Source organism: Candidatus Pelagibacter sp. PS_11 (genome assembly GCF_059417975.1).
The window spans coordinates 94704-113992 of the sequence record NZ_CM182075.1; the positions used below are offsets into that span (position 1 = coordinate 94704).

Here is a 19289-nt window from a genome sequence, read left to right on the forward strand (position 1 = left end):
ATTAATTTATTCCCTCAATTATAACTTTTTTAGACTGATCAAGCATAAAAATTTTAGTATCGTTATTTGTAAGATTCACTTCCATTTTATCAGCAATCATTTTTGTCTTACTACCAACATAAACAATATTAGTTGAGAAAATACCAATATTATTTACAAAAGAAAAATCTAATAACTCACCTGTTATTTTATGCTCAGGATAAGTTGCTGTAACATTTTTTGAAAAAATAGTGTCATAATTTTTTGAATTATATTTAGCAAAATCTGAAGTTACTTTAATTGTGCTAGAGTTTTTAAGGGTTATAAAAGCAGCTACATTTTCTAAAAACATTATATCAGGTTCATTTATTTTAATTTCTGTTCTATCAGCCATAATTTCATATTTGTTTTCACCAATTTTAGAAATGTAACTAATATTTTCTATATAATTACTGGTTTCGTCTTTAATGTTTTCAGTTTTTAAGGTCTTTATTTTAGTTGCCAAATCTTCCGAGTCTTTAGTAAAATAATTTAAATACACAGCTGATGAGATTAAGGTTATTATTAAAACTATTATTAACTGAATTAAACTTTTTTGACCCATCTAATTGATGTTAGTCTCTAATATTTGATGAATATGTAGTATTCCAACAGTTCTTTTTAAGTTTTTTTTGTTGTGAACACATAAAGAGGTGATCTTTTTGCTGTTCATGATTGATAAAGCTTTTTCTACCAAGGTATCTTTATCAATACTGATGGGGTTTAAAGTCATGACTTCTTTCACAGTTAAACTCTGTAGGTTGTTATTTACCTCATTAAATCTTCTAATTTGACCATCTGTAATAACTCCAGTTGTAATCCCTTTGTTATTCCTAACCACCAATATTCCAAGTTTTTTATTTGATATTATTTGTAAAGCTTTTTTCATTATTAAATTACCATTTACAAAAGGAATTTTATTTCCAATTATCATTATTTCCTCTACTGTTCTTAGTTTGGCCCCAAGATTTCCTGAAGGATGAAATTTTTTAAAATCTTTTTTGCTAATTTTTTTTTGATTTAGAGTTGATATTGCTAATGCATCACCAATACTTAATTGATTTATAGTGCTTGAAGTTGGAACAATACCAAGTCCTGCCTCAGTTACCTCTGGTATAAGTAACTTAATGTCTGAAGCTTTATATAGTATTGAGTCTTTTTTAGACATTATGCCTATTAATGTAATTTTATTTCTGTTGGCATATTTTATTATATTCTTTAATTCTTCTGTAGATCCTGAATAACTTATTAAAATTAAAATATCTTTTTTTGAAATGCTACCAAGATCACCATGAGAACAGTCGTTTGCAGATAGTGAAAACGAAGGTGTTCCAACAGAAGAAAGTGTTGCTGAAATTTTTGCTGCTATTAATCCACTTTTGCCAACACCACATAGTATTACTTTAGATTGACATTTTGATATTGCATCAACAGCGTCATTAAATGAATTATTAATTGAATTTTTTAATTTTTTTAGAGCTTTGATTTCAAGATCAATTACACTCTTTGCAATTTTTTTATAATTTCTTTTTTTCATTTAATGAGACCATATATCGTCTTTAAATAAAGCCAAATCAAGATCAACTCTAGTTTTTAAAAATGCTAAACAGCTTTTATATAAATCAATTCGTTTTTCTCTTACTAGAATTTTATTTAATTCTTCATGAATTTTATGCAAATAAATAACATCATTAGCACAATATTTTAATTGTGCTGGAGATAGTTCTCCTCCAAAATCTGAACTTTGAAATTGTTTACTTACATCTACGTTCATAAATTCTTTAATTAACGTTTTTAGGGAGTGACTATCAGAATAGGATCTAGCTAGCTTTGAAGCAATTTTTGTATCAAGAATATTATTAGTTTCTGTTTTTAGGTAATGCTTTATGTGAGCCATGTCCGCCCTACCATAATGAAATATTTTTATGATTGATGCGTCAGAAAGAACTTTATTTAAGTTTGGAGCATCATATTTTTCCCTATCAAGCTGGATAATATGAGCATCAGAATTACCAGTTGATATTTGAATAAGGCATAAAGGATCACGCTTAACATTGAGACCCATAAACTCTCCATCAACCGCTATAATATTGCCTAAATCTAAATCTTCTGGTAGATCATTCTTGTGAAGTTTAATATCAATATTCATTTTTAATTATATATATATGAAAGCAAAAAATTGTCTAATTTTTGGCGGTAGTGGTCAAATAGGTCGTCATTTAATAAGAAAGCTTACTAAAAATAATTATAAAGTAACTGTGGTTACTAGAAACCTTCATCAAAAAGGATATGCAATAAAAACTCAAGCTAATGCAGGTTACATAGACATTGTTGAAGCTAATATCTTTGATGAAAAAAAAATTAGAAAGCTTTTCTCTCAAACTGATATTTGTATAAATTTAATTGGTATTTTATATGAAAGTGGCAAGGGCAATACTTTCAAAAATATTCACTCTATTTTTCCATCTATTTTATCTAAACTTTGTAAAGAATATAAAGTTCAGCAATTTATTCATTTGTCAGCATTAGGGATAAATAATGCACCAGACTCAGAGTATGCAAAAAGTAAATTAGATGGTGAACTCAATATTCAAAAAAATTTTCCTTTAGCAACAATATTAAGGCCTTCTGTAGTTTATTCAGTTGATGATAATTTTACTACGTCTTTTATGACTTTACTCAGTAGACTTCCATTTTTCCCTCTTTATTATAATGGATCAACTAAATTTGCTCCAATACATTGTTCGGATTTAACTGATACCATTTATCATGTTGTCTCTAAAAATATTTACTCGAAAATTATAGAGTGTGTTGGGCCTGACATCTTATCCTTAAAAGAAATTTTAAAAAAATTATTACATTTAATAGATAAAAAAAGATTATTAGTACCATTACCTCTTTTTGTAGCAACTATGTCTGCTAAATTTTTTCAATTATTTCCAAAACCACTCCTAACAATAGATCAGCTTACGCTTTTAAAATATGACAATGTTCCTTCAGGTAAATATCAAACTAATGCTGATATTGGGGTTCCAAGTACAAGAGTATTTGATAATGAAGTAGAAAAATATAGCTATATGTGGAGAGAAGGTGGGCAATTTTCTACAAAAAAATATAACCCTGCTAATTCTTAATAGAATTTCCTATACTAAAATTGTATGATTATTTATGATAATTAATATTATTTATTTTTTAATATTCTCAATTTTCTCTTATCTAATTTATCTAATCATAAAATCTCTGATTAGAGGGTTTAATGGGAAGAATAAGAAATAAAAAATTAAGATTAATTAAATTAAAAAATTATTAAGCAGTATTAATTTTTTTATCAATATACTGAGGTGTCTCTTCATCTTTATCAGCTACAGGCTCTTCTTTTCTTCCTTTTGGCTGATAGGCATATAGCAAATGAAGTTTGCAATATGAAAAATCTTTTAAAGACGATCGCCCACAAAAATAAAATGATTGTTCTTCAGGATGACCTATAGGCCATTTACAAGAGCTCTCGTCTAGTTCTTCTAATTTCTTAGGATTTTCTGGTTCAAAATCTTTTTCAATAATTAAGGATTGAAACTTACTTTTTCGGCCTCTTTTTTGCTTAGAAGAATTTTCTTCTGAACTATTATCAAAATTTTGGCTTGAAGATACATTTCTAGTTTTAATTTTTGATGATAAATTTAATCTATGAGCTTTACCAATTACTGCATTTCTACTAATACCACCGATTATTTCAGCTATTTGGCTTGCAGTGCTTCCTTTGCCCCAAAGTTCTTTTAACTTTTCTACTTTTTCCTCGTTCCAGCTCATATTCTATATTTAGTATGTTAATTAATTTTTATAACTATATACAGATCACACAAGATTAAAAAAAAGACAACGGATTTTTCTGTTTTATACACATCTTTTTTTAAAATTTATATATGATTACTTATGGTTGAATTGGATAAAAAATATCATATCGGAGTTAAAAAGTTTGGCTTTGTAAATTGGATTGGCTTTAAAAGTCTATGGCTTAAAGAGTGTAACAGGTTCATGGCAGTTTGGCAGCAAACTTTGTTATCTCCACTTGTTTCAAGTTTATTATTTTTATCAGTTCTATCCCTAGCTTTAGGCAATAATAGAGGAGATGTACTTGGCTATTCTTTTATAAATTTTTTAGCTCCTGGTTTAATTGCGATGAGCATCTTAACACAATCATTTAGTCACTCTGTTTCTTCACTAATGATAGGAAAAATTCAAGGAAATATTGTTGATATGCTCTATGCACCATTATCAGCCCTTGAAGTATCAATGGCAATAATATTGGCTGCCTTAACAAGAAGTTTTTTAATAGCTATAATTTCAATAGCTGTCTTTTCATTAATAGTTGATATCACAATTTATAATATCTTTTATATTTTTGTATTTGGTTTTTTAAGTGCATTTATTCTTGGAAGTCTTGGTTTTATAACTGGTCTTTGGGCTGAAAAATTTGATCATACAGCAACTGTAACAAATTTTATAATAACTCCATTAAGTTTTTTATCTGGAGTATTTTATTCAATAGATAAACTTCCACAATTTTTTCAAACGATAAGTCATATTAATCCATTTTTTTATATGATCGATGGGTTTAGATATGGCTTCTTAGGAAAATCAGATGGATCGATAACAGTAGGCTTAATCTATCTAATTATATTAAGTGTTCTCATGTGGTATGTTGCTTTTCTTCTTTACAAAAAAGGTTATAAAATTAAATCTTAGTTAATGAGCGCTTTAGCAAAAAATTATAATAGAAAAAAAATCTCTTTTAAATATGGTAAGGGAAGTTTTTTATATTCTACTAATGGAAAAAAATATTTAGACTTTGTTCAGGGAATAGCAGTAAATTCCTTGGGGCATGCAAACCCATATTTAATAAAAGCAGTTAACAAACAATCTAAAAAACTTTGGCATGTTTCTAATGCATTTATCATTCCAGAGGGAGAAAAATTGGCTAAAAGATTGGCAATAAAAACTTTTGCAGATTTTATTATTTTCCAAAATAGTGGAGCAGAAGCCACAGAAGCAGCAATTAAAGTTGCTAGAAGGTATTTTTATTCGATAGGACAACCTTCAAAAAATAGAATTCTTTGTGTTAAAAATTCATTTCATGGAAGAACATTAGCTACAATTTATGCTAGTGGATCAAAGAAGATGACGGAGGGCTTTGGACCGAAAGTTGATGGATTTGACCATTTTGAATTTGGAAATCATAAAGATTTTAAAAAAAAAATAACAAAAAAAACGGCTGCTATTATGGTTGAAACTGTGATGGGAGAAGGAGGAATTAAAGTTATACCCAATTGGTGTTTAAAAGAATTAAGAAAAATTTGTGATAAGAAAAAAATTTTATTAATTTTAGATGAAGTCCAGTGTGGAATTGGAAGAAGTGGAAATTTTTTTGCATTTGAAAATTCGAAAATTAAGCCCGATATTGTTCCAATAGCAAAAGGAATTGGAGGTGGGTTTCCGTTAGGTGCAGTTTTAATGAATAAAAAGGTAGCATCAGGAATGACAGCTGGAACTCATGGGTCAACATTTGGTGGCAACCCACTAGCTATGTCTGTTGGAAATGCAGTTTTAGATCAAATATTAAAAAAAGGATTTCTTTCAAATGTTAAAAAATTATCAAAATACTTTCATTCAGAATTAAATATATTGAGAAAAAAGTTTCCTAAAATAATTAAAGAAGTAAGAGGTGTTGGTTTATTAATAGGATTACAACTTCATAATGATCAAACAAAATTTATACAGAAACTAATGGATAATAAATTATTAACAATTAGAGCGGCTGAAAATGTTATTAGAATATTACCTCCTCTTAATGTTAAAAAAGAAGAAATAAAAATAGCAATAAATATTATTGAAAAAGTGTGTTCTACTTATAAATAAATATGAAACATTTCATCAACCTTAAAGATATACCTTCAGCAGACCTTAAAAAAATCATCATTGATGCAAAGAACAGAAAACAAAAAAGAAAAAATTATAACACTTTAGAAGTTGATAAAGATAAACCTTTAAAAGGCAAGTTACTCATTCAAATGTTTGAAAAAGCAAGTTTGAGAACGCGATTAAGTTTTTACCTTGCAATAAAACAACTAGGTGGAGGAACTATAACACTTAGAGCTAATGAATTACACCTAGGAAAAGGTGGGGAAAGTCTAGCAGATACTGCTAAAATTTTATCAACTTATGGGGATGGTTTTATGCTGAGAACTGACAGTGATAAAAAAATAGAAGAATTTAGCAGATACTTAAAGATACCAGTAATAAATGGTCTAAGTCCATCGTCTCATCCAACACAAGTGCTATCAGATATTTTCACAGTTGAAGAAATTAAAAAAAAATCTATTTCCAAATTAAATATTTGTTGGATTGGAGATTCTAATAATGTTCTAAATAGTTTGATTGCTGCTTCAGTTAAATTTTCTTTCAACTTAAATATTGGTTGTCCCAAGAATTATGGGCCTAAAAAATTTGTATTAGATTGGGTAAAAAAAAATAAAAGAAAAATTCACATATTTTATGATGCTAAAAAAGCAGTTAAAAATGCTGATGTAATTTTTTCAGATAAAGTAATTTCATTGAACGATAAAGTTAATAAAAATAAAAAAATTAAAGATTTTAGAAACTTTCAAATCAATTCAAAATTGATGAGTTTTGCTAAAAAAGATACAACTTTTTTACACTGTCTTCCAAGGGGAGAAGAGGTTGCAGCAGATGTTTTTTTGGGAAAAAATTCTGAAGTATGGCTGCAGGCTCTAAATAGAGTGCATGTTCAAAAAAGTATTTTATTATATTGTTTTGGTAAATTAAGGTAGCTGTTTAGGGCTATCACTATTTTGATTTAGGTACTTAATAATCGAGGCTCTATCTGCTTCTTTTCTCAAGCCAGCGTAAGACATTTTTGTTCCTTTCAAATATGAGCTAGGTTTTGTTAAAAAACCATTGAGTTCTTCAAAAGTCCAGTCTTTACCATATGAGGCTAAAGTTTTAGAATATTTGTAGTCTTCTACAGCACCTACTTTACTGCCCACTACGTTATAAAGAGCAGGACCAATTTTATTTGGACCACCTTTTTCAATAGAGTGACATGCTGCACATTTTTTAAAAATTTTTTCACCTGAAGTTACATCGCCTAGAGCCATTATAGCGGCAATGTCTACTTTTTGCTCAACTTCAGCAACTTGAGATACTGTGGAAGCTGGTTGTCCTTCTACTTCAACTTGATACCCTGGATTTTCTGGTTTATTTACATGAAAGACACCGTCGGCAACTTTTCCTAAACCAATTACAAGAAGTGCAACCATTAAAATAGCAGCAATAATTTTATTAAGCTCGAACGAATCCATATAAATTTTATTATTTTGCAGATATAACATGATAATTAAAAAAATACTTAATTTTTAATTTTTAATTTTGCGTCTGTTAGACGCACAAATTGGTAAATTTATAATGGCTAAAACATTAATATTAATTCCATCAAGAATGTCAGCAAGTAGATTGCCAGGTAAACCGCTTTTAACAATTAATAATTTATCAATAATTTCTCATGTTTTTAAAAGGGCAGAGGAAACAAATATTGGCGAGGTAGTAGTAGCAACCGAAGATCAAGAAATACTCGATGATGTTGAAAAAAATGGTGGTAGAGCTGTTTTGACGAGTAACACTCACAAAACTGGCACAGATAGAATTTTTGAGGCTTACGAAAAGCTTAATATTAAAGACATTGATTTTATATTAAACCTGCAAGGGGATGAACCAAATATCAATAAAAATGATATTATAAATTTAAATAACTTTATGATTAATAGTAATTCTGGAATTGGAACGCTAGCAGCAGAAATTAAAAATGATAAAATGTTAATTGATCAAAATGTAGTTAAGGTTATTACAGAAACAAAATTAGAAAAGAATAATTTTCCAACAGCATTAAATTTTACTAGAGATGGTTTTTCAAGAAATGATCAAAATATTTATCATCATATTGGAATCTATTCATATAAAACAAGTACATTAAAAAAATTTGTTAGTCTGGATCAAACATTTAAAGAAAAAAAAAATAGATTAGAACAGTTAAGAGCATTAGATAATGATCTGAAAATCAACGTTGCTTTGGCAAACTTTTCTCCCATTGGTGTAGATACAAAAGAAGATTATCTAGCTATAAAAAAAATTATGGAATATAAATCCTAAAATGACCAAAATTTATTTTCAAGGAACATTCGGTGCTTATTCACATTTAGCAGCGCTAGAAATAAATCCTAAAGCAGAAATAATTCCATGTAAGACATTTGATGAATGTTTTTTAAAAACATCTCAAGATAAAAATTCGAGAATGGTAATTCCAGAATCAAATCGAATTACAGGAAATATTGGAATCGAATATCTTATTTTTAAGTATAGACTTAATATTTATGCAGAACATTTTCAAAAAATTGAACATAATTTATTAGGACAGCCAGATAGCAATTTAAGTGATATCAAAGATGTTTATTCTCATGCTCAAGCTTTATCACAATGCTCTAAATTTATTAAAAAAAATAATTTAGTTGAACATATTCGTGCAGATACTGCTGGTTCAGCTGAGACAATTTCAAAGTCTAAAATTAAAACAGAAGCTGCAATTGCCTCTACTTTAAGTGCTGAAATTTATGATCTAAAAATACTTTCAAAAAATATTGAAAATGAAAAAGGAAATGCTACGAGGTTTTTGGTAATGGGTAATGAAGTTTTACAGCCTGATTTTGGTGATAAAAAATACATAACTTCTTTTCTATTTAAGTTAAAAAGTAAGCCTGCAGCTCTCTATCAATCATTAGGTGGCTTTGCGATCAATGGAGTTAACCTTACAAAACTTCAAAGCTATCCAGAGCAAAATTCTTTTGAGTCATATTTTTTCTTATGTGATTTAGAGGGACACATAGACAATCCAAAAGTACAAAAGTCTTTAGAAGAATTAGGACTTCATTGCCAAGATTTTCACGTACTAGGTGTTTTTGAGGCTGATAAGTTTAGAGAAAAATAACTTAGAAAGTTTTCTTGTAGAATTGAAAACATTACTGTTATAATAGTTTTGGAGGCTAGAGGTGGATACTGCTTGAACCCGACCAGATCTTAACGGAAGCAGTCGTAGAGACAGTTATTCAGGTTCTAGTCTCCTTTATATAAAATGAATAAAAATACAAAAGTTTTAGCTTTAAAGTACAGACCTCAGACATTTAATGATCTTATAGGGCAAGATGTTGTTGCGGAAACAATTTCTAACTCTATTAAGGCTAATAAAGTGCCTAATGCCTATCTTTTTACTGGAATTAGAGGAATAGGAAAAACGACAACAGCAAGGATTGTTGCAAAATCTCTAAATTGTTCAAATGGAATAGATAATTTGTGTAAAGAGGAACTTTGTGAAAATTGTAATGCCATTTCTAACTCAAATCATATTGATGTATTGGAAATGGATGCAGCAAGTAAAACAGGGGTGGACGATGTAAGAGACCTTATTGAATTTTCTAGATATGGCCCAACTACTGCTAAATATAAAATATTTATAATTGATGAAGTTCACATGCTTAGCAAACAAGCATTCAATGCATTATTAAAAACCTTAGAGGAGCCGCCAGAATATTTAAAATTTATCTTTGCAACAACAGAAATAAAAAAAATTCCAATTACAGTAGTCTCACGTTGTCAAAGATTTGATTTATCTAGAATTAAATCTTTAGAGTTGTTTGATTTTATTAAGAAAATTAAAGAAAAAGAAAATGGTAACGCATCAGATGATGCTCTTAAATTAATTGTTAAAATTTCTGAGGGTTCAGTTAGGGATGCGCTATCGTTACTTGATAGAGCTCTACTTACTTTGGATAAAGACAAAGAATTAGATCTTGCAGCAGCACAAAAAATATTTGGTTATTTTGATAAGTCTCAATTAATTGATTTATTTGAATTAATATTTGAAGGTAAAGAAACTGAAGTTCTCAACACTTACAGAGAAATATATAACCAAGGTGTTGAACCAAAAATTTTTATTAATGATTTCTTAGAGCTCTTATATTATTTTAAAAATATTGATTCACTAAATTTGGATGGTAATAATTTTTTATTGAATGATGAAGAGTTTAATAAAATTAAAGATCTTTCAGAAAAAGTTAACAATGAAACCCTAATATTATTTTGGCAATTTACTATTAAAACACTTGAGGAGCTTGATATTGTTTCTAATCAACATTTATCAATGGAAATGTTCTTAATTAGATTAATTCATTTAAAAAGTATTAAACAGGAAAGTGAAAAATATAAAGAAGATAGCAAACTATTAGTTGAAAGTGAAAACCAAACATCTTTTTCCCCAAAAAAAACAAACGAAGATATCTTTGGAATAAAAGATAAATCTGAAACAATAGGGCAAATGAAAAATATTGTTCAGGAAAAAGATATCAAAGAAAAAGAAAATAATAACATTGAAATAAATACCAGTCTTATAAATTCATTTGATGATCTATTAAAAGCATGCTCTTCTAAAAAAGAGATTAAATTAAAATATGAATTAGAAAAAAATGTTAACCTTGTAAGTTTTGAGAACAAAAGAATTGAAATTTCATTTAATGAAGATTTAGATAAAGATTTTATTAAAGATCTTTCAACAAAACTTTTTGAATGGACCAATGAAAGATGGATTATAAGTCTAAGCAAAACTAAAGGACAGCCATCTAAAAAAGAAGAAGAAATCAATCAAAAAAAAGAACTGATAGAAAGTGTAAAGAACTCCTCAATTTATAAAGATATTTTAAAAAGTTTCCCTGACGCAGAACTTATTGATGTTAAACCTAGAAAAGAAGATTAAAGAATGACTGATTTTACAAAAATTTTAGATAAAGCAAAAGAATTAGAGGCTAAAATGAAAGAGAGCCAAGAAAAAATAAAGAACATTCAGGTAGAAGGAACGTCTGGTTCAAATTCTGTAAAGGTTACTTTAAATGGTGAAAATGAAATGATCAAAATTGATCTTTCAGACGAAATATTAAAGGAAAATAAAATTATAATCGAAGATTTGATAGTGGCTGCCCATAATAATGCAAAATCAGAATTAAAATCTAAGACATCTGAAGAAATTTCTAAGTCTACAAGTGGATTAGGTATTCCTGGTTTTAAATGGCCACTTTAAGAATATGCAAAATATTAATGAGATAGAAGAGTTAATTAAATTAATTTCTAAACTTCCTGGCTTAGGTCCTAAATCTGCAAAAAGAATTGTATTAAAACTTATTAATAATAGGGATGAACTTGTAAAGCCAATGGCAAACACGTTGGCACAAGTTTATAAAAATGTTATTAGGTGTCAATCTTGTGGTACTTTAAAATCTAATTCATTAGGCTGTAACAATTGTGAAAATTCAAAAGAAAAATATAATAAAATATGTGTAGTTGAAGACATTGCAGATCAATGGTCAATTGAAAATTCAAATATCTATAAAGGCTACTTTCATATTCTTGGTGGCACTATTTCTTCTGCCGGCCAGAGAAAAGAGGATCTTTTGATTAATTCATTAGCAGAAAGAGTTTCAAGAGAAAATATTGAAGAAGTTATACTAGCAACAAGTGCAACAGTAGAAGGTCAAACTACTGCTTATTACATAGAGGATAGTTTAAAAAAAACTTCTACTAAGGTTACAAAACTTGCTCAAGGACTTCCTGTTGGTGGTGAAATAGAAAGTCTCGATGATGGAACTTTATATTCAGCTTTTAAAAACAGAACTGGAATTAAAACTAATTCTGACTAGATTTCTTTATTAATCGATTTAGATGTAATAACGGTTCTGTGTAACCCGAAGGTTGCTCTTTACCTTTAAAGATTAAATCACAAGCTGTCTTAAAAGCAATTGATTGCTCAAAATTTTCAGACATCATTTCGTAGCTTCCTCTTCCGGAGCGAGTATAGGCACCATCATTTTTATTTTGATCATCAACAATTTTTGCCATTTTTTTCATTACTTCCATAACTTGTGATTTTGTACAAATATCGTGATGTATCCAATTAGCTATATGTTGAGAAGAAATTCTTAAAGTGGCTCTATCCTCCATCAAACCAACATTATTAATATCGGGTACCTTTGAGCAGCCAACCCCATGATCTATCCATCTGACGACATACCCTAAAAGAGTTTGTGCAGAATTGGAAATTTCGGAGTTAATTTCTTCCATTGACCAGTTTGGTCTATCTGCCACAGGAATTGTTAACAAATCATCCAGTTTTGCAGATTCTCTTTTTTGAATTTCTTTTTGTTTCTCAAAAATATTTATCTCATGATAATGAAGAGCATGAAGAGCTGCCGCTGTAGGTGAGGGAACCCAAGCACAATTTGCACCAGCATTTAGATGCCCAGTTTTTTGTTCCATCATCTCTTTCATTTTGTCCGGCATAGCCCACATTCCTTTGCCAATTTGAGCCTTACCAGAAAGACCACATTGAAGACCTATGTCTACATTGTTATTTTCATATGCCCCAATCCATTTAGAAGATTTCATGTCTCCTTTTTTAATCATAGGACCAGCTTCCATTGAAGTATGCATTTCATCACCAGTACGATCTAAAAAACCAGTATTAATAAAAAATACTCTATTTTGCAGTGTTCTAATACACTCTTTTAAATTTGATGAGGTTCTTCTCTCTTCATCCATAATTCCAATTTTACAAGTGTATTTTTCCAATCCTAAAACTTCTTCAACTTTAGTAAAAATTAAATCAGTAAATGAGGTTTCATCAGGGCCATGCATTTTTGGTTTAACAATATAAATGGAACCAGTTCTAGAATTACCTTTTTTTTTAATATCATGAAGGCAAGCTGCTGAAGTTATAAAGGCATCCATAATACCTTCTGGTATTTCAGAACCATCTTTTAAAGTGATTGCTGAGTTAGTCATAAGGTGTCCAACATTCCTTACCAATAATAAACTTCTTCCATGTAGCTTTAATCCTTTTCCATCTTTAGAAACATAACTTCTGTCGGGATTTAATTTACGCTCATAAGTCTTTCCATTTTTTTCAAAAGTTGATTTCAAATCACCTTTCATAAGTCCAAGCCAATTACGATAACAAATAACTTTGTCATCAGCATCTACTGCAGCAACACTATCTTCATTATCACAAATAGTTGAAACTGCAGCTTCAACAATAATATCACTAATTTTAGCAGGATCTTGTTGAGCGCTAAAAGCATTTGGGTCTATAATTATTTCTATATGAAGATTATTATTTTTTAAAATTATTGCTGATGGATCATTGGCCTCTCCTCTATGACCAATATATTTATCTTTATTTTTTAAAGATGATTTATTACTATCTTTTAATACTGTTAAAGAGCCATTATCAATTTTAAAGCCTGTAATATTATGCCATTCAAAATTTTCTAGAGGAAAATATTTTTCTAAAAAGTCTCTTCCATATTTTATAACCATTTCTCCTCTTAAAGGATCGTATCTTTGAGTGGCACTATCCTCAGATTGATCGATTACATCTGTACCATATAAACTGTCATATAAACTCATCCATCTAGCATTAGCTGCATTCAGTGCATACCTTTCATTCATGATTGGAACTACTAATTGAGGTCCAGCAATACTAGTTATTTCTTCATCAACATTATTTGTTTTGATCTTAAAATCAGGGCCTACTTCTTTTAAATAATCAATTTCTTTTAAAAATTTTTTATACTCCTCTAGATTGATTTCATTTCCTTTATTTGCAATATGCCAATCGTCTATTTTTTTTTGTAAATCTTCTCTTATTTTTAATAGCTCTTTATTTTTTGGGGCTAGCTCATGAACTACTTGGTCGAAGCCTTCCCAGAATTTTTCAGAAGAAATATTTGTATCTTTAAGCAGCTCTTCATTAACGAAGTTAAGCAATTTATTAGAAACTGATAGATTGTGTATTTTTGTATATTGTTCTTTCATAGCACCCATTTTACCCCATCTGTATTTTTGCCTGAGAGTTTTGCTCCATCGGCGAGATAAATCTCTTTCCAGAGTGTTATGTTTGTTATCGGTCCATTTGCCTGAGAGTTTCCGGGGTGGTTGCTCCTTCGGCGCTATTTAAAATAGTCTCTCCCGATATTGATTAAGACTATCTCTTAATAGAATTATGTCAAATATAAATTATTTGAAACATTTTATTGCCTTTTTTCTTAATTAATTAATAATTAAACAATCATATGAAAAATTATTTAAATTTTGAGACAGATATTAAAAACTTAGAGATAGAAATAGACAAACTTAAAGATCCTTATAATCAAGATGGTCTTTCAGAAGTAGATACCAAAAAAATATCTGAGTCTCAAAAAGAGATAGATAATAAGCTACAAGAAATTTACTCTAACTTAGACCCCTGGCAAACCACTCTAGTTGCAAGACATGAAGATAGACCTAAAGCAAAATTTTTTATTGATAATTTATTTGAAGATTTTATCCCATTGTCAGGTGATAGATATTATGGAGAAGACAAATCTGTATTAGCAGGATTTGCAAAATTTGATGAAAAATCTGTCTTAGTTATTGGCCAAGAAAAAGGGGACAGCCTTGAAAGTAGAATTGAAAGAAATTTTGGAATGATGAGACCTGAAGGTTACAGAAAAACAATTAGATTAATGAAATTAGCAAATAAATTTAACATTCCGATAATTTCTTTTATAGACACACCCGGAGCCTACCCTGGTGTAGGAGCAGAAGAAAGAGGTCAAGCAGAGGCAATTGCAAAATCAATTGAGTGCTGCATGTCTTTAAACGTCCCAACTCTTGCAATTGTTATTGGAGAAGGTGGATCAGGAGGGGCAATAGCACTTGCTTCATCTAACAAGGTAATCATGTTAGAAAATGCAATTTACTCAGTAATATCTCCAGAGGGCTGTGCCACCATTTTATGGAGAGACCCTAAAAGAACTTTAGAAGCAGCAAAAGCTATGAAATTGTCTTCAAAAGACCTTTTAGAACTAAAAGTAATTGATGAAATTATTCCAGAGCCAATTGGTGGTGCCCACAGAGATAGAGACCTAATATTAGATAACGTAAGAAAATCGATTGAAAAAAATTTGAATGAATTTTTTAACATGAGTGGAGAAGAAATTTTTAATCATAGAAAAAATAAATTTTTAACTATTGGAAGATCTAAAGGTTTCGTAAATCAACTAGACGATCTAAGTACACTCAGCATGAAAGAGAGTAAGGTTAATTTATTTATTAAAAACTTCTTTAAATCAAAGTTAAATTTAGCAGTTTTATTTGGAGTAATAGTTTTATTGGGCTATTTTATATTTTCTTTATAAGGCCCCACAACAGTTTTTAAACTTTTTACCTGTAGCTTCACATTTCTCATTTCTTGAAATTTTTTCATTTTTTCTTTTTATTAGTAAACATTTTGGATCGTTAGATGTTTCTTTTTTTAATGGTCTTGAAATACTTTCACTAGGTTCTTGAACTATTTTTAAATTTATTAAAATTGTAACAAAATCCATTTTCAATTTATTCAATAAGTTTTCGAAAAGAAAAAAGGCTTCTTTTTTATACTCAACTAATGGATCTCTTTGACCATAAGATCTTAGGCCAATAACTTGTCTTAGTTGTTCAAGATATTGAATATGTGACTTCCAGTTTAAATCTATACACTGAAGAAAAATTCTTTTTTCAACTTCTTTTGCTTTTTCTTCATCCAACATTTTAATTCTTTCATTTCTTGCTTCTAAAAATTTAGAATTAATTTTATTTTTGAACTCTTCATCTTTTAATTCAGTAACATTTTTAAATTCATTATCATCAACACTTTTTCCTAGTAAAGTTTTTAACTGATTGTTAAATTCATTATTTTTAGTTGTTGATAGTTTCTGTGTTTTTAAGGTGATTAGATGACTAATAATTTCAGATAAGAATTCATCTGAATAATCAAAAACTTTTTCACTGTTCATCACACCATTTCTTTGAGAGAATATTACATGTCTTTGATCATTTAACACGTCATCAAATTTTAATAAATTTTTTCTTATATCAAAATTTCTAGCCTCAACTTTTTGTTGCGCCCTCTCAAGTGCTTTATTAATCCAAGGGTGATCAATACTTTCTCCATCTTTTAAGCCTAATTTTTGAAGAATATTATTCATAGATTCTGAACCAAAAATTCTCATTAAGTCATCTTCTAAACTAACATAAAAAATTGAACTTCCTTCATCGCCCTGTCTACCAGCTCTTCCTCTGGCTTGGTTATCAACCCTTCTAGACTCCATTCTTTCTGTACCAATAACAAATAGTCCACCAAGTGATTTTATTTTATTTTTACTTTCTAAAAGTTCATCATCAGGTTGACTTCCTTTTTTTCCACCTAACTGGATATCAACACCTCTACCCGAGATACTTGTTGTGATTATAACTGAATTCATTTTTCCAGCATTTGCAATGATTTCAGCTTCATTTTCATGATTTTTTGCATTTAAAACTACATGTTTAATTTTTTCATCATTAAGTAATTTTGAATAAATTTCTGATTTATTAATGCTAGAAGTGAAAACCAATATAGGCTGACCTTGCTGGTGACACTCTAGAACTTTTTCAATGATGGCTTTATTTTTTTCTTCTTCAGTTCTAAAAATTTGATCATTCCAATCTTTTCTAATCATTTCTTTATTCGTAGGAATGATAACCACAATTAAATTATATATTTCATAAAACTCCTGAGATTCAGTTGCTGCAGTTCCAGTACATCCTGAAATTTTATTATAGAGCTTGAAGTAATTTTGATAAGTTATTGATGCTAGAGTTTGATTTTCAGCTTGAACATCTATTCTTTCTTTGGCTTCAAGTGCTTGGTGTAAGCCATCTCCAAATCTTCTTCCCTCTAATATTCTACCAGTAAGTTCGTCAATAATTTTTAATGTTCCATCTTTAACAATATAATCCCTTCCTTTTTCAAATAGATGATGAGCTCTTAAAGATTGATTTACATGATGAACTAAACTTAAGTTTTCAGGGTCATAAAAGTTATTATTTTTTAGAATTCCAGCATCAGAGAATATTTTTTCTACTTTATTTATTCCCTCATTGGTAAGCAATATATTTTTATCTTTTTCATCAATCTCATAATGCTCTGGTAATAATCTTTTTATAAGTTTGTCAATCGCAAGATATTGTTCTGTTTTATCTTCAGCCGCTCCCGATATTACAAGTGGCGTTCTAGCCTCATCAATTAAACAAGAATCTATTTCATCGACAATAGTATAAACATGTCCTCTTTGAACCATTTGTTCTTTTGAAAATTTCATATTATCTCTAAGATAATCAAACCCTAATTCACTATTAGTTGCATATGTAATATCAAAATTATAATTTTTTTTTCTCTCAAGATCATCTTGGTCATTATTTATAAAACCAAAAGTTAATCCTAAAAATTTATATATCTCCCCCATTTCTTGGGAGTCTCTTTTTGCAAGATAGTCATTTACAGTAACTATATGTACCCCTTTTTCTGTCAGAGCATTTAAATAAGCAGCTAGACTTATTGTTAAAGTTTTACCTTCACCAGTTCTCATTTCTGCAATTTTGCCTTCGTGAAGCACAACACCTCCAAGTATTTGAACATCATGATGCCTCTCATTTCTTGTTCTCTTAGAAGCCTCCCTCACAAGCGCAAAAGCTTCAGGCAATAGGGTGTCTAAATTTTCACCATTTTTAAGTCTATCTTTCAATTCTGTAGTTTTTTTAGGAAAGTCTTCGTCACTAAGGTTTTTAACAGAAGCTTCTAAGGAGTTAACTTTTACAACTATTTTGTTTATTCTATCGAGCTCTTTTTGATTGCTAGATTTAATAAACTTTGTGATAAAATTTAAGGGATTAAGCATTTAATTTTCTGGTATATAATTAATTATAACTTTTAATATAAGTATTAAATAAATATTTTAAACACATGCCAATAAACGTTAAAAACTTTATAAACTCACTAAATTTAAAGTCAAAAAATAGTAACTTTCAAGATTTAGAACATCTAGATGGAGTTTCAATATCCACAGTTTGTGCAAATTTATACAGCAAACCTAGGGATGATTTGGTTATGTTTTATTTTAGAGACGGGGCAAACTATGCGTCTGTTTATACACAATCAAAAATAGTTTCAGAGAACATTAAGTGGAATTTAAATATTAAAAGTAAAAAAATAAGCTCTCTGATTATTAATACTAGAAATGCTAATGCATTTACAGGATCAGATGGTTACCAAGGTTTAAAAGAAATAGCAGAAGAAGCAGCATTACAATTAACAAAAAAACAAACTGAAGATGAAGATTTTCCAAAGAAGATATCATCAAATCAAGTTCTTTTTGGATGCACAGGGACAATTGGAGAAAAATATCCAACTGAAAAAATTAAAAAGAACATTCCAGAATTAATCAAAAAAATTAAATATACACAAAATAAATTTACCTGGATGAAAGCTGCATTAGGCATAATGACAACAGACCTACAGCCAAAAATTTCTATGGAGGAATGCAAAATAGGAAATAAAAATGTTAAGATTTATGGGATTGCCAAAGGATCAGGAATGATTTTTCCAAACATGGCGACCACATTAGGTTATGTTTTTACAGATGCAGATCTTTCAAACGATATTTTAAACAAACTATTAAAGAAAAATATTAATACAACTTTTAATGCAATTAGTTGCGATGGCGATACTAGTACTAATGATATGGTTTCTATTTTTTCAACAGGAAAAGTAAAAAACTCAATCATTAATAATATTAATGATAAAAAGATATTTAGTTTTGATAAAGCACTGCATTCAGTATTATTAAATTTGTCAAAAAGAGTGGTTAAGGATGGTGAAGGAGCTACTAAATTTATTACAATCAATATAGTTAAATCAAAAAGTGAGAAAGAAGCAAGAGTAATAGCTTTTTCTATTGCGAATTCAAATCTTGTTAAAACAGCCATCGCAGGAGAAGATCCAAATTGGGGTAGAATAATAATGGCCATAGGAAAATCTGGAGTGAAAATAGATTTAAAAAAATTAGCAATAAACTTTGGTGGTATTAAGATTATAGAAAAAGGACAAATTTTTAAATATTACAAAGAAAATGAAGTGGCTAACTATATGAAAAGTCAATCAATAGATATTTCAGTAAATTTAAATATGGGATCAAAAAGTTTTACTGCTTACACAATGGATTTAACAAAAAAATATATTGAGATTAATGCTGATTATAGAAGCTAAT

The 19289-nt window shown here is 29.0% G+C and carries 18 protein-coding genes and 1 riboswitch; of the genes, 11 read left to right on the top strand and 7 right to left on the bottom strand.

From position 1 onward, the window contains the following. Position 1: 1 nt before the first annotated feature. From lptC to AC5SLT_RS00505, 3 genes are read right to left on the bottom strand one after another with little or no spacing between them, the layout of a single operon-like run. Positions 2-583, bottom strand: a complete 582-nt coding sequence (gene lptC / locus AC5SLT_RS00495) for an LPS export ABC transporter periplasmic protein LptC (protein WP_494591983.1) — start codon at positions 581-583, stop codon at positions 2-4. Continuing rightward, positions 584-1555, bottom strand: a complete 972-nt coding sequence (locus tag AC5SLT_RS00500) for a KpsF/GutQ family sugar-phosphate isomerase (RefSeq protein ID WP_494591985.1) — start codon at positions 1553-1555, stop codon at positions 584-586. Then, entirely contained in the window at positions 1556-2167 is a 612-nt protein-coding gene (locus AC5SLT_RS00505) for a ribonuclease D (RefSeq protein WP_011281753.1), read from the bottom strand. 16 nt (positions 2168-2183) lie between these two features. Between AC5SLT_RS00505 and AC5SLT_RS00510 the strand changes: the two genes are divergently transcribed. Continuing rightward, the gene (locus tag AC5SLT_RS00510) at positions 2184-3152 is read left to right on the top strand and encodes a complex I NDUFA9 subunit family protein (RefSeq protein WP_271766186.1); all 969 of its coding nucleotides are present in this window, start codon (positions 2184-2186) and stop codon (positions 3150-3152) included. Between the two features lie 172 nt (positions 3153-3324). On the opposite strand, the gene AC5SLT_RS00515 is transcribed toward AC5SLT_RS00510, so the two are convergent. Beyond that, on the bottom strand, positions 3325-3825 hold the full coding sequence (locus tag AC5SLT_RS00515; RefSeq protein WP_020169053.1) for a GcrA family cell cycle regulator: 501 nt from the start codon (positions 3823-3825) through the stop codon (positions 3325-3327). Positions 3826-3948: 123 nt separating this feature from the next. Between AC5SLT_RS00515 and AC5SLT_RS00520 the strand changes: the two genes are divergently transcribed. The 3 genes from AC5SLT_RS00520 to argF are packed head-to-tail and all read left to right on the top strand — an operon-like array spanning position 3949 to position 6863. Further along, positions 3949-4761, top strand: coding sequence for an ABC transporter permease (locus tag AC5SLT_RS00520; RefSeq protein ID WP_494576984.1), 813 nt, complete (start codon positions 3949-3951; stop codon positions 4759-4761). Between the two features lie 3 nt (positions 4762-4764). Continuing rightward, on the top strand, positions 4765-5931 hold the full coding sequence (locus AC5SLT_RS00525) for an aspartate aminotransferase family protein (RefSeq protein ID WP_494591987.1): 1167 nt from the start codon (positions 4765-4767) through the stop codon (positions 5929-5931). A gap of 2 nt (positions 5932-5933) precedes the next feature. Then, a complete protein-coding gene (gene argF, locus AC5SLT_RS00530) occupies positions 5934-6863 on the top strand; it encodes an ornithine carbamoyltransferase (RefSeq protein ID WP_011281757.1) in 930 nt (309 codons plus the stop codon). Here argF and AC5SLT_RS00535 read toward each other — a convergent pair. After that, complete coding sequence (locus tag AC5SLT_RS00535) at positions 6855-7394, bottom strand: c-type cytochrome (protein WP_271626137.1); 540 nt, start codon at positions 7392-7394, stop codon at positions 6855-6857. The two genes, argF and AC5SLT_RS00535, sit on opposite strands and share 9 nt — an antisense overlap. A 103-nt stretch (positions 7395-7497) precedes the next feature. Here AC5SLT_RS00535 and kdsB point away from each other — a divergent pair, with 103 nt between their 5' ends. From kdsB to recR, 5 genes are all read left to right on the top strand, one after another. After that, positions 7498-8238 (top strand): 3-deoxy-manno-octulosonate cytidylyltransferase, encoded by a 741-nt coding sequence (gene kdsB, locus AC5SLT_RS00540; protein ID WP_271766198.1) that lies wholly within the window; start codon positions 7498-7500, stop codon positions 8236-8238. Position 8239: 1 nt separating this feature from the next. Beyond that, positions 8240-9070 (top strand): prephenate dehydratase, encoded by an 831-nt coding sequence (locus AC5SLT_RS00545; protein WP_271480527.1) that lies wholly within the window; start codon positions 8240-8242, stop codon positions 9068-9070. Between the two features lie 144 nt (positions 9071-9214). After that, a complete protein-coding gene (gene dnaX / locus AC5SLT_RS00550; protein WP_494591989.1) occupies positions 9215-10888 on the top strand; it encodes a DNA polymerase III subunit gamma/tau in 1674 nt (557 codons plus the stop codon). 3 nt (positions 10889-10891) lie between these two features. Further along, positions 10892-11209, top strand: coding sequence for a YbaB/EbfC family nucleoid-associated protein (locus AC5SLT_RS00555; RefSeq protein WP_006997395.1), 318 nt, complete (start codon positions 10892-10894; stop codon positions 11207-11209). A 4-nt stretch (positions 11210-11213) separates the two neighbouring features. Beyond that, positions 11214-11825, top strand: coding sequence for a recombination mediator RecR (recR, locus tag AC5SLT_RS00560; protein ID WP_494591991.1), 612 nt, complete (start codon positions 11214-11216; stop codon positions 11823-11825). Here recR and AC5SLT_RS00565 read toward each other — a convergent pair. Further along, positions 11812-14007 carry a malate synthase G gene (locus AC5SLT_RS00565; RefSeq protein ID WP_494591993.1) on the bottom strand — a complete coding sequence of 732 codons (2196 nt, stop codon included), beginning with the start codon at positions 14005-14007 and terminating at the stop codon, positions 11812-11814. The genes recR and AC5SLT_RS00565 overlap by 14 nt on opposite strands. Before the next feature lie 70 nt (positions 14008-14077). Next, positions 14078-14164: riboswitch (glycine riboswitch) on the bottom strand. Between the two features lie 91 nt (positions 14165-14255). Between AC5SLT_RS00565 and AC5SLT_RS00570 the strand changes: the two genes are divergently transcribed. Further along, on the top strand, positions 14256-15362 hold the full coding sequence (locus tag AC5SLT_RS00570; protein ID WP_006997392.1) for an acetyl-CoA carboxylase carboxyltransferase subunit alpha: 1107 nt from the start codon (positions 14256-14258) through the stop codon (positions 15360-15362). On the opposite strand, the gene secA is transcribed toward AC5SLT_RS00570, so the two are convergent. Continuing rightward, positions 15357-17921: a preprotein translocase subunit SecA gene (secA, locus tag AC5SLT_RS00575; protein WP_494591995.1), complete on the bottom strand. Its 2565-nt coding sequence runs from the start codon at positions 17919-17921 to the stop codon at positions 15357-15359. The genes AC5SLT_RS00570 and secA overlap by 6 nt on opposite strands. 65 nt (positions 17922-17986) lie before the next feature. Here secA and argJ point away from each other — a divergent pair, with 65 nt between their 5' ends. After that, on the top strand, positions 17987-19288 hold the full coding sequence (gene argJ / locus AC5SLT_RS00580) for a bifunctional glutamate N-acetyltransferase/amino-acid acetyltransferase ArgJ (protein ID WP_494591997.1): 1302 nt from the start codon (positions 17987-17989) through the stop codon (positions 19286-19288). Position 19289 lies beyond the last annotated feature (1 nt).

What these genes read in the sequence shown, in the direction of transcription:
- secA (WP_494591995.1), bottom strand. Translation starts at nt 17,921, where the DNA reads ATGCTTAATCCCTTAAATTTTATCACAAAGTTTATTAAATCTAGCAAT.
- AC5SLT_RS00525 (WP_494591987.1), top strand. Translation starts at nt 4,765, where the DNA reads ATGAGCGCTTTAGCAAAAAATTATAATAGAAAAAAAATCTCTTTTAAA.
- AC5SLT_RS00520 (WP_494576984.1), top strand. Translation starts at nt 3,949, where the DNA reads ATGGTTGAATTGGATAAAAAATATCATATCGGAGTTAAAAAGTTTGGC.
- AC5SLT_RS00565 (WP_494591993.1), bottom strand. Translation starts at nt 14,007, where the DNA reads ATGGGTGCTATGAAAGAACAATATACAAAAATACACAATCTATCAGTT.
- argF (WP_011281757.1), top strand. Translation starts at nt 5,934, where the DNA reads ATGAAACATTTCATCAACCTTAAAGATATACCTTCAGCAGACCTTAAA.
- recR (WP_494591991.1), top strand. Translation starts at nt 11,214, where the DNA reads ATGCAAAATATTAATGAGATAGAAGAGTTAATTAAATTAATTTCTAAA.
- AC5SLT_RS00535 (WP_271626137.1), bottom strand. Translation starts at nt 7,394, where the DNA reads ATGGATTCGTTCGAGCTTAATAAAATTATTGCTGCTATTTTAATGGTT.
- AC5SLT_RS00570 (WP_006997392.1), top strand. Translation starts at nt 14,256, where the DNA reads ATGAAAAATTATTTAAATTTTGAGACAGATATTAAAAACTTAGAGATA.
- AC5SLT_RS00505 (WP_011281753.1), bottom strand. Translation starts at nt 2,167, where the DNA reads ATGAATATTGATATTAAACTTCACAAGAATGATCTACCAGAAGATTTA.
- lptC (WP_494591983.1), bottom strand. Translation starts at nt 583, where the DNA reads ATGGGTCAAAAAAGTTTAATTCAGTTAATAATAGTTTTAATAATAACC.
- AC5SLT_RS00515 (WP_020169053.1), bottom strand. Translation starts at nt 3,825, where the DNA reads ATGAGCTGGAACGAGGAAAAAGTAGAAAAGTTAAAAGAACTTTGGGGC.
- kdsB (WP_271766198.1), top strand. Translation starts at nt 7,498, where the DNA reads ATGGCTAAAACATTAATATTAATTCCATCAAGAATGTCAGCAAGTAGA.
- argJ (WP_494591997.1), top strand. Translation starts at nt 17,987, where the DNA reads ATGCCAATAAACGTTAAAAACTTTATAAACTCACTAAATTTAAAGTCA.
- dnaX (WP_494591989.1), top strand. Translation starts at nt 9,215, where the DNA reads ATGAATAAAAATACAAAAGTTTTAGCTTTAAAGTACAGACCTCAGACA.
- AC5SLT_RS00500 (WP_494591985.1), bottom strand. Translation starts at nt 1,555, where the DNA reads ATGAAAAAAAGAAATTATAAAAAAATTGCAAAGAGTGTAATTGATCTT.
- AC5SLT_RS00510 (WP_271766186.1), top strand. Translation starts at nt 2,184, where the DNA reads ATGAAAGCAAAAAATTGTCTAATTTTTGGCGGTAGTGGTCAAATAGGT.
- AC5SLT_RS00545 (WP_271480527.1), top strand. Translation starts at nt 8,240, where the DNA reads ATGACCAAAATTTATTTTCAAGGAACATTCGGTGCTTATTCACATTTA.
- AC5SLT_RS00555 (WP_006997395.1), top strand. Translation starts at nt 10,892, where the DNA reads ATGACTGATTTTACAAAAATTTTAGATAAAGCAAAAGAATTAGAGGCT.